At 41.2% G+C, this 14,791-nt stretch carries 17 protein-coding genes; 8 read left to right on the top strand and 9 right to left on the bottom strand.

Going from position 1 to position 14,791, the window contains the following annotated elements; all coding sequences use genetic code 11:
• Together FTU87_RS02060 and FTU87_RS02065 are read left to right on the top strand one after the other, a co-directional pair.
• Positions 1-402 (top strand): type II toxin-antitoxin system HigA family antitoxin, encoded by a 402-nt coding sequence (locus FTU87_RS02060; RefSeq protein ID WP_005096813.1) that lies wholly within the window; start codon positions 1-3, stop codon positions 400-402.
• A gap of 211 nt (positions 403-613) precedes the next feature.
• Positions 614-754 (top strand): hypothetical protein, encoded by a 141-nt coding sequence (locus FTU87_RS02065; RefSeq protein WP_005096816.1) that lies wholly within the window; start codon positions 614-616, stop codon positions 752-754.
• A 40-nt stretch (positions 755-794) separates the two neighbouring features.
• Here the strand turns inward: FTU87_RS02065 and FTU87_RS02070 are convergent, their stop codons facing one another.
• A complete protein-coding gene (locus FTU87_RS02070; RefSeq protein WP_180096594.1) occupies positions 795-1,430 on the bottom strand; it encodes an SOS response-associated peptidase in 636 nt (211 codons plus the stop codon).
• Between the two features lie 458 nt (positions 1,431-1,888).
• Between FTU87_RS02070 and FTU87_RS02075 the strand changes: the two genes are divergently transcribed.
• Complete coding sequence (locus tag FTU87_RS02075) at positions 1,889-2,158, top strand: hypothetical protein (RefSeq protein WP_074382825.1); 270 nt, start codon at positions 1,889-1,891, stop codon at positions 2,156-2,158.
• A 440-nt stretch (positions 2,159-2,598) separates the two neighbouring features.
• On the opposite strand, the gene FTU87_RS02080 is transcribed toward FTU87_RS02075, so the two are convergent.
• Positions 2,599-2,775 (bottom strand): hypothetical protein, encoded by a 177-nt coding sequence (locus FTU87_RS02080; protein ID WP_180075819.1) that lies wholly within the window; start codon positions 2,773-2,775, stop codon positions 2,599-2,601.
• 679 nt (positions 2,776-3,454) lie between these two features.
• Between FTU87_RS02080 and FTU87_RS02085 the strand changes: the two genes are divergently transcribed.
• Entirely contained in the window at positions 3,455-4,624 is a 1,170-nt protein-coding gene (locus FTU87_RS02085; protein WP_180000457.1) for an MFS transporter, read from the top strand.
• A 19-nt stretch (positions 4,625-4,643) separates the two neighbouring features.
• Here the strand turns inward: FTU87_RS02085 and FTU87_RS02090 are convergent, their stop codons facing one another.
• Both FTU87_RS02090 and FTU87_RS02095 read right to left on the bottom strand, forming a co-directional pair.
• The gene (locus FTU87_RS02090; protein ID WP_159515793.1) at positions 4,644-6,134 is read right to left on the bottom strand and encodes an amidase; all 1,491 of its coding nucleotides are present in this window, start codon (positions 6,132-6,134) and stop codon (positions 4,644-4,646) included.
• A gap of 48 nt (positions 6,135-6,182) precedes the next feature.
• The gene (locus FTU87_RS02095; RefSeq protein WP_180096595.1) at positions 6,183-7,613 is read right to left on the bottom strand and encodes a diguanylate cyclase; all 1,431 of its coding nucleotides are present in this window, start codon (positions 7,611-7,613) and stop codon (positions 6,183-6,185) included.
• A 315-nt stretch (positions 7,614-7,928) separates the two neighbouring features.
• On the opposite strand from FTU87_RS02095, the gene FTU87_RS02100 reads away from it, so the two are divergent.
• On the top strand, positions 7,929-8,372 hold the full coding sequence (locus FTU87_RS02100; RefSeq protein ID WP_005096827.1) for a hypothetical protein: 444 nt from the start codon (positions 7,929-7,931) through the stop codon (positions 8,370-8,372).
• 58 nt (positions 8,373-8,430) lie between these two features.
• Here the strand turns inward: FTU87_RS02100 and accC are convergent, their stop codons facing one another.
• The 3 genes from accC to aroQ are packed head-to-tail and all read right to left on the bottom strand — an operon-like array spanning position 8,431 to position 10,705.
• Positions 8,431-9,798: an acetyl-CoA carboxylase biotin carboxylase subunit gene (accC, locus tag FTU87_RS02105; RefSeq protein ID WP_005096829.1), complete on the bottom strand. Its 1,368-nt coding sequence runs from the start codon at positions 9,796-9,798 to the stop codon at positions 8,431-8,433.
• 18 nt (positions 9,799-9,816) lie between these two features.
• Positions 9,817-10,233 carry an acetyl-CoA carboxylase biotin carboxyl carrier protein gene (accB, locus tag FTU87_RS02110; protein ID WP_005096830.1) on the bottom strand — a complete coding sequence of 139 codons (417 nt, stop codon included), beginning with the start codon at positions 10,231-10,233 and terminating at the stop codon, positions 9,817-9,819.
• A 16-nt stretch (positions 10,234-10,249) separates the two neighbouring features.
• Positions 10,250-10,705 carry a type II 3-dehydroquinate dehydratase gene (gene aroQ, locus FTU87_RS02115; protein WP_005096831.1) on the bottom strand — a complete coding sequence of 152 codons (456 nt, stop codon included), beginning with the start codon at positions 10,703-10,705 and terminating at the stop codon, positions 10,250-10,252.
• Between the two features lie 914 nt (positions 10,706-11,619).
• Here aroQ and ybaK point away from each other — a divergent pair.
• The 3 genes from ybaK to FTU87_RS02130 all read left to right on the top strand — a co-directional run bounded on the left by ybaK (position 11,620) and on the right by FTU87_RS02130 (position 14,064).
• On the top strand, positions 11,620-12,087 hold the full coding sequence (gene ybaK, locus FTU87_RS02120) for a Cys-tRNA(Pro) deacylase (RefSeq protein WP_180096596.1): 468 nt from the start codon (positions 11,620-11,622) through the stop codon (positions 12,085-12,087).
• A 172-nt stretch (positions 12,088-12,259) separates the two neighbouring features.
• Positions 12,260-13,513, top strand: a complete 1,254-nt coding sequence (locus FTU87_RS02125) for a YncE family protein (protein ID WP_180096597.1) — start codon at positions 12,260-12,262, stop codon at positions 13,511-13,513.
• Between the two features lie 62 nt (positions 13,514-13,575).
• The gene (locus FTU87_RS02130; RefSeq protein ID WP_180096598.1) at positions 13,576-14,064 is read left to right on the top strand and encodes a hypothetical protein; all 489 of its coding nucleotides are present in this window, start codon (positions 13,576-13,578) and stop codon (positions 14,062-14,064) included.
• Between the two features lie 112 nt (positions 14,065-14,176).
• Here the strand turns inward: FTU87_RS02130 and FTU87_RS02135 are convergent, their stop codons facing one another.
• Positions 14,177-14,488: a TusE/DsrC/DsvC family sulfur relay protein gene (locus FTU87_RS02135; RefSeq protein WP_005096835.1), complete on the bottom strand. Its 312-nt coding sequence runs from the start codon at positions 14,486-14,488 to the stop codon at positions 14,177-14,179.
• Positions 14,489-14,502: 14 nt separating this feature from the next.
• Positions 14,503-14,787, bottom strand: coding sequence for a DsrH/TusB family sulfur metabolism protein (locus FTU87_RS02140; RefSeq protein WP_180096599.1), 285 nt, complete (start codon positions 14,785-14,787; stop codon positions 14,503-14,505).
• Positions 14,788-14,791 lie beyond the last annotated feature (4 nt).

Here is a 14,791-nt window from a genome sequence, read left to right on the forward strand (position 1 = left end):
ATGAATGCAATGATTAAACAGGCCGTTGATCACTGGCGTTATGTTGCACCATTGCTCAGCAAGCCGGAAAATGAGGATGACTTTCATACACTAACTGAAGCCCTGGATGAGCTTTTGGACATTGTCGGCGATGATGAATCACATCCTTTAATGGGGCTTATTCATCAACTGGGTGATCTGGTTTCAGCGTATGAGCATGAACATCTACCCATGCCAGAAGGTGATGGACGAACGGCCTTGGCCTTGTTGATGGAGCAACACGGGCTTAGTCAAGCAGACTTGTCTGATGTCGCGACACAATCAGTAATTTCAGAAATATTGAATGGCAAACGTCAGCTGAATATCCGTCATATCAAGGCCTTGTCTGAGCGCTTTGATGTATCGGCAGATACTTTCTTTTAATCGATGCCCGCCTAAGCTGATATTTCCATGCTGTGCTGTCTAATCAGGTAGCGCTGCTCATTTGATTATTTAAATTTCAAGTGTCGTGAAAGGTGAGAGCGCCTCCAGAAAAGTTTGCTTTTCTAAAAAGTGAATGTGAAACATAAATAATATTGATGTTTAGGATCAGATGTCATATTTATTTCTTAATGGATCGATAAAGGAGATACACATGACCAATAAATCAGAGCAAGAATCAAATCCGCAAAAAGAATCTAATGATGATAAAGGCAATCAGGATTCGTATAAGGGCGTGAAGCCAGAGAAAAAACCCAATGCAGAACCGGAAAATCCATTGAGAGAACAAAAATAGCTCTTTCACATTTTAAAAGCCCTAACTTGCTTTAGGGCTTTTAGTTTTTCGACAACCGGTGATCTCTGGGTTTCGCTCTAAACTCATCTCTCATTTCAAAGAAAAACTCATGAGCTTGTTCATGATCGCAGCATAACCAATCATGGCGTGATTCTTCAGGAATCACAATAATCGAGCGCTTCTCGTCATCTGGATGGTGGAACTGTTTCATCAATAGGTGTTGATCGGAATTTATAGTCAGCATCGAAAAGGACCTGATTTTTTCACCCTCAATGAGCACATCATCATAAATGGCTGCAACGGTAAAAGGGTTGCCATCTTCACGTGAAATACCAAACCAGTGCGGTTTTCCATCGATATATTTAGGTTCATAGAAAGTATCCACGGGCACTAAAGCAAACTGGTTATTTTTCCAGGCATGTCGAAAACTTGGCTTGGACGCTATTGTTTCAGTTCGGGCATTGTAAGTATGTCGACCATATTTTAATTCTTTCGCCCAAGAGGGAATCAGTCCGAAACGTGCAATATCTAACTCAAACCCCTCAGCACCTCGCATCATGATAGGAGCAGGTGCTAAGGGGTAAACATGTGATTTCATGTTCAATTCAAGTTGTTCTGCATGAAGATCTAATAAAGAGAGCTGACTTTTTGAGGGGAATTCATAGTTTGAACACATGACCGACCTCTTTGCTTAGCATTCTGATCTGCGATAACAATTAAACTATAAGAATGATGACCTCAAAACAATTCGAAATCGTAAATGTAGTTGGGTCTGGAAACGGAATTTTTATGGTGAATATGAATGTAATTTTTCGCCAATGGATGAAAAATAATCTTCGATAAAATGAGCGCCCAGATTCCATTGCTATAGTTTTATTTCCAGTTTTGCCTCCTTTGCCTGAAGGAGCTATCTTTTGCGCAGAAAGGTCATGCTGCATTTTATCTTTTGTTTATTCGGTCTTCATGGTGTCACAGAAATCGAATGCCAAGCGGATGGTAAAGAAGCGAAAGTATGTCGTGACTGCTTGAAAGAAGAAAGGGTTACATAAACGGTAAGAAAAGCTTAAACATTCTTATCACTATTAATTCAGAATAGGCATTCACAATAAAACTCATAATTTTAGAGAATACAGAATGCCTAGAAATAATTATTTACCCGCTCTAGAACAAGTTTATGAGTTTTTAAAAGAACGTCCTGGCTTTAAAGAGAAAAGTGAGTTTGATAAGTCAGTAGAGTATTTTAGAACGCTGCACGAAGGAGAGCCTCAGGAATTTAAAGTCCAAGCATTCCATAACATTAGTGGTAAATTTGGAAATAAAGAAATACTGAGCATAAGTTCTGCACCTAAATTTACAGATAAAAACAGCTTCCTTAATTGGGTTGATATGCACATCAACAATTAGGCTTTGACGTTAGAACAGCTTATCCAATGGTCAGCTTTGTTATTTTCTACCCATACATTAATTAACATGGAGTACAAAAAACACTCTAAAGTGGGTTGGAAAACTACACGTTTGAATGCTAATTTTTGTATTCAAATCTGACAGTTAATGAGGTGAGCAATGAAGTTGTTGACTTTGTTTGGTGTAGGCGTAGCCGCAAGCTATTGTTATAAATCTATGAAAAATGGCAAGCTCGCTCTTTCCAGACCAAATTTTGATGAAAGTGTAAAACGATTTGTACTGCAAGAATTCGCAGCTTCGTAAGAATTAGATCTATTGGATTAAAGAGCTCATCATAGGATGGGCTTTTTTATTTCTCAGGCTTTTATGGAAAATGTTTATCTTTTGAATACAAAAAGCCTATCAGGGAGATAGGCTTCTTTTATTAATTCAACATAATATTATGAGTTTTTCTTATCCGCCTGATCTTTTTGATCATTTTGCTCTTTGGTTATAGGAGCTGGCTCTCCTTGATTCGGTTTTTGCTCTTGCTCATTTTGCTTGGGTTTGTTCTCAGTCGCATTATTAGAAAATTGATTGAAAGACGCTTTTTGAGCAGTATTTGTATTAACTAACATAAGTTTCTCAATTTTAATTGTCGAAGATTCGACCTGCCTAGAATGGTATATTAAAAGCACTTACAATGAGATGATTTAGAGATGCGAGTGTAGCGATATGTAGGATTCCGAGATTTATATCTTATTCATATTTCGGCATATTTTTGAATCATGGTGCAGGTAGATGATTTGTCTACTAAAGTGCGAAGTCAGTGGAATTATCGGATATTGCTTCGATACCTAAACTCCACAATGAGTATTTTAGTTCTAAAAATAGGCCTCTTAAATAGAGGATTGAAGATTTTAAATCAGTGGCTTAGCTATTTGGAGAGAAGATTTAAAGCGTGTTTTTATTTCAAAAGTATTCAATATTCCCGTAACTTTGCTTTATTAAGTATCAAAGGTGAATTGAAATAACTCCTTCTTAAAAATATTCCCATTTTTATCCGAGGTTGCTCTATAAAAATAGATTCATGTTTTACGCATTGTAAATGCCTTTCAATATTGATTTTTTACTTTAGCCACATTTAGCCATAAACTTACGAAAATTTCGTGCCTTAGGGTGCACTCTACAAATTTTTTTAAAATATATTTTCTGTGGATTTGTAGACCTTTGAACAGCAAGTAAGGGCAATTCAATGCAATATGACGCAACTATTAGTATTTATAAGCCATTGAAGATGCAAGGGAATACAATTTAATGCAAGCACTTGCAATCAGTACCAGACTGGGAGGATTCTATTTTTTCTACTATGCGATTGTGGGCGCATTCATGCCGTTCTGGAGTCTGTATCTGGAAGATCAAGGCTTTAACTATCAGGAAATCGGTATTTTATCTTCTATTGCGATTCTCACTCGGTTTTTTGCGCCTTTTATTTGGGGCTGGATTGCAGATAAATCTGGTAAGCGCATGTTGCTGGTACGGATTGCCACCTGGATGGAAGCCTGTATCTGGTTGATGATGTTTATCATTCCTAACAGCTTTCAGTCAGTGGCTTTACTGATGCTGATTTTCAGCTTTTTTCAAAATGCGATTTTGGCACAATTTGAAGGCGTGACTCTATTCTGGCTCGGGGAAAAAAGAGCAGAACTTTATGGCAAAGTCCGGAAATGGGGTTCGGTTGGATTTATTATCGGTGTATTCGGCTTGGGCGCCATCTTTGAAATTATCAGCATTAGCATGCTTCCAGTTTTATTGCTGTGTATTTCATTTCTGGCTTTTCTCTGGTCTTTTAGCATTAAAGAACCTACGGCGGCGCCTACTGCACAGAAAAAACTGGAAGCCCTCTGGCCGATTTTCAAGCGCCCGGTTGTATACAGTTTTTTTCTGATTGAACTGATCATGCTGTTTTCACATGCGCCGTTTTATAGTTTTTATAGTAATTATCTTAGTCAGGCGGGATTTAGTAGCAGTCAGATCGGATTGCTTTGGTCCATTGGGGTTATTGCCGAAATTATTATGTTTGCTTATGCTACCTTCTTTCTGACACGCTGGTCATGGCGTCATTTGGTGATACTTTGCCTGTTGATGACTGGCTTAAGATGGCTGATTGTAGGCGTATTTCCATCTGCATTTGTGGCACAATTTTTTGCCCAAACGATTCATGCCTTGAGTTTTGGTTTATTTCACATGATCGCCATGCGGGTTATTTTCCAGAATTTCTCTGCTGCACAGCAAGGCCGTGGACAGGCTTTATATAGCACCATGTGGGGCTTAGGCGTAGCAAGTGGCAGCATTCTGGCGGGCTATTATTGGGATAAAATTGGCGGAGAAACCATCTTTATGTTTGCCGCCGCATCGACTTTGTTTGGTTTGTTATTGATTTTTGGGTTGCCCAATAAAGTTGAGCAATCAAAGATATCTTCATGATGCCTCTGATGCTTAAAATTTAGATCCGAATTTTGGCGTACTGATGAACCCAAGGCTGTGCCTGTTCCAGTTGAGCAGCTAATTGCAATAGCAGGTCTTCACGGGCAAAGGGTGCAATAAACTGCGAACCGAGCGGCAGGTTTTGTTCATTCCAGTACAAGGGTACTGACATGGCTGGAAGCCCGGTAATATTGGCAAGTTGAGTAAAAGGTACCCATTTCAGGTTTTCTTTGACAATCTGATCGACCAGTTTACCTTGTGCCAGCAGATGGGCCTTACCCACACCCAATAAAGCCTTTAAAATTGGCTTCTGCCATGCAGGTGTTTTGACTTCGCCATTTTTCGGTGCGACGGTTGCGGTTGCAGGCGTCAGATACAGATCATAATCATCAAAGAAATGATTCATCTGGGTCACGTACTGGCCCCAGTTATTCAGGTTCTGGATATAATCAAGTGCGCTGGTTTTAGCTCCAAAAGCCGCCAGTGCTAAAGAGTCCAGTTCAAAATCCTTCGCTTTAGACGGGTAGCCTTTCTGGATTTCATCCAGCATAAATGAAAACTGGCTAAACCAGGTGGTAATAAAATCCTTGGCCAGTTGCATGCCATCGATGGCCGGACGGTCTTCAACCACCTCATGTCCCAAAGATTCCAGCAGTTTGGCCGTCTGTTCGATGGCTTTCACAGCATCCGGAGAGACAGGCGTGCCAATGGTAGAATGGGGATTAAAGGCAATTTTCAGTTTTTTCGGTGGTTGCTGAATCACATCCAGATAATGATGCTGTGGACGCTGAATCTTAAATAGCGAGCTGTGATCTTCACCATGCGTGGCATCCAGCATTGCAGCACTGTCCCGCACTGTTTTAGTCAGGACATGCTGAATCGCTGCACCATGCATGGCCTCACTCATTTGCGGCCCCCAGGGGGTACGGCCACGACTTGGTTTTAGACCAAACAGCCCGCAATATGAAGCGGGGATACGTATCGAACCGCCGCCATCGCCTGCACCCGCAATTGGTACAATGCCGGCAGCCACAGCAGAAGCCGAGCCACCCGATGAGCCGCCGCTATTATGTTGTAAATTCCATGGATTTTTACAGCTACCCCAGGCATCTGGTTCGGTAATCCCTTTAATGCCAAATTCAGGTGTATTGGTACGGCCAAAAGTGACAATTCCAGCTTTTTCCCAACGATTGACAATCTCGGCATTGGTTTCGGCAATATAACCGATCCGTTTTAAGCCCTGACAGCCATAAGAGGTTGGATAACCTGCATATTCCTGAAACAGGTCTTTGACCAGAAAAGGCACACCGGCAAAAGGTCCGGATAAATTCTGCTGGGTCCGTTTTAATGCATGCTCATGCATGGGAATAATAATAGCATTCAGTTCGGGATTGGCAATTGAGCTACGCTCTAAGGCAGCAGATAAAAGTTCACTGGAATGTACCTGTTTATTGGCGACCAGTTCAGCCAGTCCTAAACCGTCATATTGTAGATATTCTTCTAATTTCATTGCCATTCCCTAGCGTTAATGCTGTTCAAGGTTGTAGATGATTTTAGTTTAAGATGCAAGTACCACCTGATTACGTCCACGATGTTTGGCCTGATATAAGGCTTGATCCGCAATATTGATCAGGTGTTGCAGGTCTTGTGATTGTGGTTCATTTTGATGGGTAATCCCTACACTCACGGTAATGTAGAGATCTGAACCATCTGATTGATGCATCGGGGTTTTTTCTACACGTTTACGTATGCGTTCTGCAATATCCTGAGCCTCAAAAGGCTCGGTGTTCCAGAGTAACAGCACAAATTCTTCCCCACCAATTCGTGCAAACAGATCTTCAGCACGTAAATTGCAGCGAATGATTTCCGCAAAATGTTGCAGCACTTTGTCACCGACATGATGGCCAAAATCATCGTTCAGACGTTTGAAATGATCAATATCCAGCATGATGACCGAAAATTCCATTCTGTTGGCATATTGCAGTAAATATTCACCTTTCTGAAAGAAAAAATGACGGTTCATGGTGCGGGTCAGACTGTCATGATTGGCCAGATAGAGAACCCGTTTAAACAGCTCATTGCGGTTTTGACTAATAATACAAAGAATAAGCGGCGATAAGGCCAGCATAAACAGCCCGATCCGGAGCGAAATATAAATCGTAGAATCTGCCAAGGTGTCATGCGTTGTGGCATAAAACCGCGTCAGGCTGTAATAGGTCAGGATAATCACAAAAGCGTTGATCATGGTCATGGTAAACAGGCGATAGGTCAACGCAGCCCAGATCAGTGCAGCCAGAGGGTAGAGCATTGCACCCGGGCCTGCAAAAATATTGGTAATGATGACACAGGCCACGACTGAAGATGCAGGTAAAAAATAGCTGAAGTAATTACGTTTTTGACGACGGTTTTTAAATAAGTACTGCATGTCTTTTATTCTTGGGAATGCCAAGATTAAAGGAAGAAACACAATATAATTCACCATTTCACCGGTCCACCACAGACCAAAATCAATCCATAAATTTTCTTTGGTCATGAATGAATTGGGTAGATTGGGCAAGGTGATAACTGCAAAAGTCGCACTGGCCAGGCAGCCTGCAAAAGCGAAGATGCCAAATAAATGAACGAAGGTATAACCGGTATTATAGTATTTGTAATTAATCTTGAAATATCGAATAAAAAATATCGAGACAATAGTACTGATCAGATTAGACAGGGTAAGAAACAGGCTTTGCAGCAGACTGTTGCCTGTGACCAGATCTGCAAACATAAAAGCACTGAATGCACCGAGCCAACCGCCCATATTATTTAAATGTGGAAAGCGTAAGAACAGGGCTAACAAGGCAGCATTGGCCGGCCACAATAAGGCCAGGTACTCAATCGGTCTGGTTGCGATCCCAATAAAACAACAGACTAAAACAGCGAAAACAATGACAAAATAAGCATAGGTTTCATGATTTAATTGTTGTTCTGTTATTCGAGCTAATTGCAAATTTAAAATCCTATTCAAATTTTTAAGTGTGAATGATCACTTTGTTCAGCAACTAAGTTTGACCCAAAATATAATTTTATTGTTTGATTAATCTGTTATTAATACGAACTATTAAGATTCTTATATACGAAATATATACAAAATAAACTGGAAAAGAAATCCATGTTTTTAAACAATATGATAAAAACTTTATGGACTCAGATTTAAACTGCTCCAGAGTGGGATACGATTCTGAAAAAATATGCTAACTTAGAATCAATTGTTAAAACGATGCCGGTAAATATGAAAAAAATATGTCTTAGCCTTATCTTACTCATGAGCTCACCTTGGCTAATGGCGACAGAAAATAAAAAACCAGCGGAAGTTTCTGCTAAAGCTGCTGAAATCCCAAATACATTTACCGTGAAAACCCGGCCTGAAATTGTGGGGTTGTGGGGGATGGAAATTCCGGATAATAAAAAATGTATCGAATATTATAATTTTAAAAGCAATAATAATGTCGTAATTAAAAGTGGTGAAGAGTGGACTTCAGGATTATATGATTATCAGCCTGCACAGGATCCGACCGTTCAGATTCCCGCACTGATTCTTCAGGTTAAATATGATAATAATGAAAAAGACTGCTCAGGCAATCAGGTTGATCAATCCGGTGAAATTTCCCAGTATTTTGTGAAATGGCAAAATCCGTACACGATTAATTTCTGTGCCAATGACAAGGCCGAGCAATGCTTTGCCGTGCTCAGACGTGTATTACCATAAATGAATCATCAACATAAAAAAACCGCTGAATTTCAGCGGTTTTTTATAAGCTTTAAGCTTATTGAGTTTTGTCTTCAGCACCTTCTAGCTGTTTCAACAAATGTTTTTCCAGATAATGAATGTCCATCGCCTGTTTGCAGAAGTTTTTATCCTGAAGGATTAAATCTTTGTGCAAAGGAATGTTGGTTTTAACACCAGTCAAAATCATTTCTTCCAAGGCATTTCTCATGCGAGAAATAGACGTCTCACGGTCCTTGCCATGCGAAATCAGTTTGGCGATCATCGAATCATAATACGGCGGAATGCTATAGCCTGGGTAGATGTGCGAGTCTAAGCGGATACCTGCGCCGCCTGGTGCATAGAAGCTCTCAATCTTGCCGGGTGAAGGCAAGAAGGTTGATGGATCTTCTGCGTTAATACGGCATTCAATCGCATGTCCTAAAACCTTGACATCTTCTTGCTGAATATCGAGACCTAAGCCACCAGCAATACGCAATTGCTGTTCGATAATATCAATACCGGTTACCATTTCAGTTACCGGATGTTCAACCTGAACACGCGTATTCATTTCAATGAAGAAGAATCCATCATCTTCAAACAGGAATTCGAATGTACCTGCACCACGATATTGCATCAGTTTACAGGCATTGACACAGGCTTCTAGAATATCGGCACGTGCTTGCTCTGGTAAGTTCGGTGCTGGCGCTTCTTCCAGTACTTTTTGATGGCGACGCTGTAGCGAGCAGTCACGATCATAGAGATGAATCGCATGGCCATTACCATCAGCCAGTACCTGTACTTCAACATGACGTGGCTTTTGCAGGAAACGTTCCATATAGACCGTATCATCACCAAACCACATTTCTGCATCACGCTGTGCAGCCTGAACAGATTCCAGCAGGGTGTCGACATTTTCGACGATACGCATACCACGACCACCACCACCAGAAGCAGCTTTGACAATCAGCGGGAAACCGATCTCTTTCGCTTCAGCGAGTGCATTGTGAATGGTTACGGCATGGTCGCAGCCCGGTACAGTTGGTACACCCGCTTTTTTCATGGCAATAATGGCAGAAACCTTGTTCCCCATTAAGCGAATATGTTCTGGACGTGGACCGATAAAGATAAAACCAGAATTTTCTACGATTTCAGCAAATTCAGCATTTTCAGCGAGAAAACCATAACCAGGATGGATGGCATCTGCGCCAGTAATTTCAGCAGCTGTAATAATCGCAGGAATATTCAGGTAGCTGTCACTGCTCGCACCCGGACCGATACAAACGGCTTCATCACAGAAACGCAAATGCATCAGGTCTTTGTCTGCGTCAGAATAGACACCTACGGTTTTGATCCCTAAAGTTCTGCAAGCCCGGGTGATGCGTAAAGCAATTTCACCACGGTTTGCAATTAAAACTTTTTGCAACATTATAAATCCCCGGGGTGATTAAGCGCGGTAGCGGAAAAGTGGTTGGCCGAATTGAATCACTTCACCATTTTTCACTAGAATTTCTTCGATCACACCACTTTGAGTTGCTTCAATCGGGTTCATGATTTTCATTGCTTCGATAATACCTAAGGTATCACCAGCAGAAACGGTTTGACCCACTTTGACAAATGTCGCTTCGCCTGGGCTTGGTGCAGAGTAAAACACCCCAACCATTGGAGATGTTTCAACAGCACCGCGCGGAGACTTCGCCGCAGGTACTTCAGCTGCAGGTGCAGGCATTGCAGGAACAGCTGCTGCAACCACTGGATTACGACGAGTTAATGCAATCGATTGATCGCCTTCTTTAACTTCGATCGCCTGTAAGTCAGATTCAATCATCAAGTCGATGAGTTTCTTGATTTTACGGATATCCATGAGACAGTATTCCTAATTAAGATTTTGTAGAAGATTGTATTTTTTCAATGACATAGTCGAGCGCAGCAGCATAGCCTTTTGCACCCAGACCACAGATCACGCCGATGGCTTTATCGGACAAGTACGAATGATGTCGAAATGCCTCGCGTGCATGGACGTTTGACAAATGGACTTCAATAAAAGGAATGGCGACACCAAGCAGGGCATCGCGAACCGCAACAGAACTATGTGTCAATGCTGCCGGATTGATAATGATATATTGTACGCCGTCGAGTTGGGCTTGATGAATTCGGTCAACGATTGCGCCTTCCCAGTTGCTTTGGAAGGTATCGAGTTGTAATGTGGCCTGTTGAGCCTGAGCAGTCAGTTGCTGATTAATATCGCCAAGCGTAAGATGACCATAAACTTCTGGTTCGCGCTTTCCAAGCAAATTTAAATTCGGTCCATGAATAACCAAAATGGTCGAACTCATCCAGCATGCTCCAATTAAAAAGTATCGAGGTTTGTTTGCAAGATAGCTGCAAACTCTGCTTATTATTGCATGATTTTCTACATGACTATTTATAATTTCTTTGAATTGACGTAGAAAGCATATCCTAAACAGTGGCGCTATAATGAAAACTTTGCAGAGATTTGGCAATGTTAAAAAATTACAATTCGCAGGGTATTCAGATTGTTTTCATTGTAAACCCAATTGGCAAAAACAGTTAATATCCTTTATGTAACTGTATCTTCATGTTAAGGATCAGCTCTGCTGTTTGATCATATTTTAATCTTGCAAAAATTCATGTCTGGCCAAAACGATTAGGACATTCAATCGAGAGATCCTTGACTTGCGTGAGAGGACGACTAGCCTAACTTTGCCTTTAACCGTGCTTCCCTTAATGTCAAAATCTCATCTTGAAAAGATGGAGAAATACTTAAAAAGGCAAGATAAGACAATATGTTAATAAGCTTATTTTAATATTTTAGTCTGTGTTTTTATATGCATTTTATTACAAAATACCAGATAAAAATGAGTTACTTCAATTTAGAGATCAGTTTTATGTTCTGTTTCTAAATTTATAAAGCTGACTAAGAAACAGACATCGAATTTAAAGAGATTTATAGCGAAGGGTTTGGAAAAATTTAGATTGTCGATATCTTGATGAAATGACGAATATGTTCATTTCAAAGCATTCTAAATCGCTAGGCACAGGCGCATCTGATATCTAGATAGTGGCAAAAACGCATATCTTTGTTGGTATTTTGCACGTCACTCTCTTTGTAAAAAATCTCAGAAACAGCTTGTAGTCATGCATATGGAGCAGAGGTATGGGGCAAAAACATTAACTTCTTGAGCGAATATTTATATACTAAGGCGATCAGACTTGAGCCAGAAGTATTATGACACCTGCATGTAAACTCTTAAAAATTCAAAAAATTGAATATAGTATTCATGAATATGAACATGATGCCAATGCGAAAAGCTTTGGTTTAGAGGCTGCAGAAAAATTAGGATTACAAGTCGAAGAAGTTTTTAAAACGCTATTGGTAACGGATGAAAAACAGTATTTCGTTGCCGTGTTACCAGTCAATCATCAGCTTAATCTAAAAAAAGTAGCGGCAGCTTGTGGTTGTAAGAAACTGCAAATGGCAGATCCGAAACATGCAGAACGTTTAACCGGTTATCTGGTCGGTGGAATCAGTCCAATCGGACAAAAGAAGCGTTTAAAAACAGTCATTGATGTATCAGCAGAAAAGCTCAATAAAATATATGTGAGTGGCGGTAAAAGAGGCTTGGATATCGGACTGAAACCGGCTGATCTTGCCAAAGTGCTGAATGCACAGTTTGTCGATGTGCTGGATGTATAAGGTCAAATTCCCCTGAAGATTTATATGAATAGCGTTTGAAGTGATCTTTTTTTGGTCGGAAAAATCAGCAAATCATTTTATACCTTTGTATATTAGGTCACGAATAAGCACAGCGGAAATGTGCGCAATAAAGAATTAAAAATAATAAAAATGATTATGCGGAGCATAAAGGATGAAAGTTCAAAATAAAAAATGGCCACGGTTCTGTCTGGCATTATCTGCGATGGCGATACTGTCTGCGTTTCCGAGTGTACAGGCCGCTTCTGCGCCTTCAGCTGCACCTGCCAATTCACAGCAGGTTTTCTTTGTCGGAAACAACTGGGATGGCACAGTGACTGTGATTCGTCCATCGGGTGATTTTGGCAAAATTGGCGTCATTAACATGATTCCTGACCGTAAAGAGCGTCTCAAAGAAATTCATCTCAATCCTATCAAGCTGATTGCCTATACCTATATTCAGGCCACAGCGGGTGAAGGTAATGATCAGTTGGTAGATGATATGTACTCGACGCCAGATGGTCAGTCCATCGTGGCATCGCGTCCAAGTTTCGCCGATGTGGTCTCTATTAATATCAAAACAGGCAAGATGAACTGGCGTACACCGGTTGAAGGTTTTCGCGCCGATCACATGGCGGTTTCGCCAGATGGTCAACGCGTGGCGGTGTCAGCATCTTCAGGCAATGTGGTACATGTCCTGGATATTCACACTGGCAAAGAGTTAGGGCGTTTTGCTACGGGTGATAAACCGCATGAAAATATCTACTTCGATGATGGTAACAAAATCCTGAACTCCGCGATTGGCAATGTTGAAACGTCAATGGATGCACAGTGGCAGGATTTCACCAAAGGAAAACGCTACATTAGCATCGCGGATGCCAATACCCATCAAGTGCTGAGAAAAATTGATTTCAGACCTGCACTCGATGCATTTGGTCGCAAGGATTTATCCAATTCAGTTCGCCCAATGGTATTTAGCAAGGATGAAACGAAACTTTATGCCCAGGTTTCATTTTTTAATGGTCTGATTGAGTACGATCTGAATCAGAACAAGATTAGCCGGATCGGACAGCTCCCTGGTAGTGATAGTATCCCGAAAGACCGGACAAAATGGGTCAATGATTCGCGTCATCATGGTTTGTCAATCAGTGCTGATGGTGAAAAGCTCTGTGTTGCAGGAACCATGGATGACTATGCCACAATTGTAAATCGCAAGACGCTGACTGCCGGCAAACTGATTCCTGCCGGCAAACCCTATTGGGCAACGCGTAGTCCAGATGGTAAAAGCTGTGTGATTTCCGAAAGTGAAACCGATGTGGTGACCGTGATTGATTTTGCCACAGGGGATAAAGTGCTCAGTGTACCAGTTGGGAATCATCCACAACGTGTCCGGATCGGCTATGCACCAATAGACTGGTCAACGCCGTAGTCGAGCAACGATATAGGCAGCGTTTTGATAAGAGCTGTCTTTATTGGGTTGAGGAGATCAAGATGAAAGATAAGACCGTTCTTTTATATCTCATCATCGGATTACTCTTGTTCGGCATTTTGGTGGCTATTGCTTACCAGATACGACAAGACATCTATCGGACTGATTTTGCCAATCAAGTCCAAGCCCATCGTGATCAGGTTGCCCGACTTGAAAAATCATCCAGCTATATGTCTCTGAGTTTTAAGAGCAATAGCCAAAATACACAGGCTGAACCAAATAATGTAGCTACAAAGCAAAGCCTATTGTTAAAGCAACAACAACAGTTATATCTAGACTTTGCTCAAATCATCAGTGCTTTAGGTCAGGGGCAACAACCAGATCCTAGACAGGTCAGTTTGCTGGTTAGTCTACAGCAGACGCTGGTAGAAGCTAAACTGGTGACTCGAGACGAGGCGAAAGTACAAATTGAGTTTCTGCTGAAAGTTCTGCCAGAAATGGATCATGAATTGCATCGGGCTTTGCGAACCTTAGAACAAATCCGAAGTTGAGGAATTCAAGCCACGAATATCTTTTATTATTTTAGATGTGAAAATTGCTTTCATAAAAAAGCCCAAATGAGAATTCAGGCGTTTAGATATAAGTAGTGAAGACAGCGTACTTTTATAAACAATTCGCAGGCTTGGGTACGCCGGCCAAACGGCTTAAATGCCGCGCGACCAGACCCGTATTAAACTTTTCCTGAAGCATGGCATTGTTAATGTCAGCACTAACCGTTTTCATTAGGAATTTAATTAAGGGACGTGTGGCCGGTGAATGGCCAAACTGCTGATAGAACTGACGCACTGCTTGCAGAATTTCAAAATGCCACGGGGTTAAGTTTAGTTCCAGGTTATTGGCCAGGACTTGCGCGACTTCTTCATTCCAAATGGTGTAATCGATCAGATGACCATCTTGATCCAGTTCTAAATTCATATTTAACTCATTGATTATTTCATTGAAATACAGCGATTAAACCCGAGGCAAAGATCGGCAAAATCGGCAAAATCGAGAAGCTTGACCTGATCCGGCAAAGGCTGTGTCAAAAGCTCTGCATCATTTTCCAGCATGTAAATTTGCGGCAAATTTTGTAGAAATGAATGCTCCAGCTGTAATACGGCTTCACCCATCAGTACGATCTGATCACCTGGGGTATAAATTTGAGCGAGTTGTTCCAGAATCTTCGCCGTTACCGCATAGTTCGATTGGATCAGATAAAGTGTGTGATTTGACATTTTA

This window comes from Acinetobacter sp. YH12156, from assembly GCF_013418235.1.
Classification (GTDB): domain Bacteria; phylum Pseudomonadota; class Gammaproteobacteria; order Pseudomonadales; family Moraxellaceae; genus Acinetobacter; species Acinetobacter pseudolwoffii.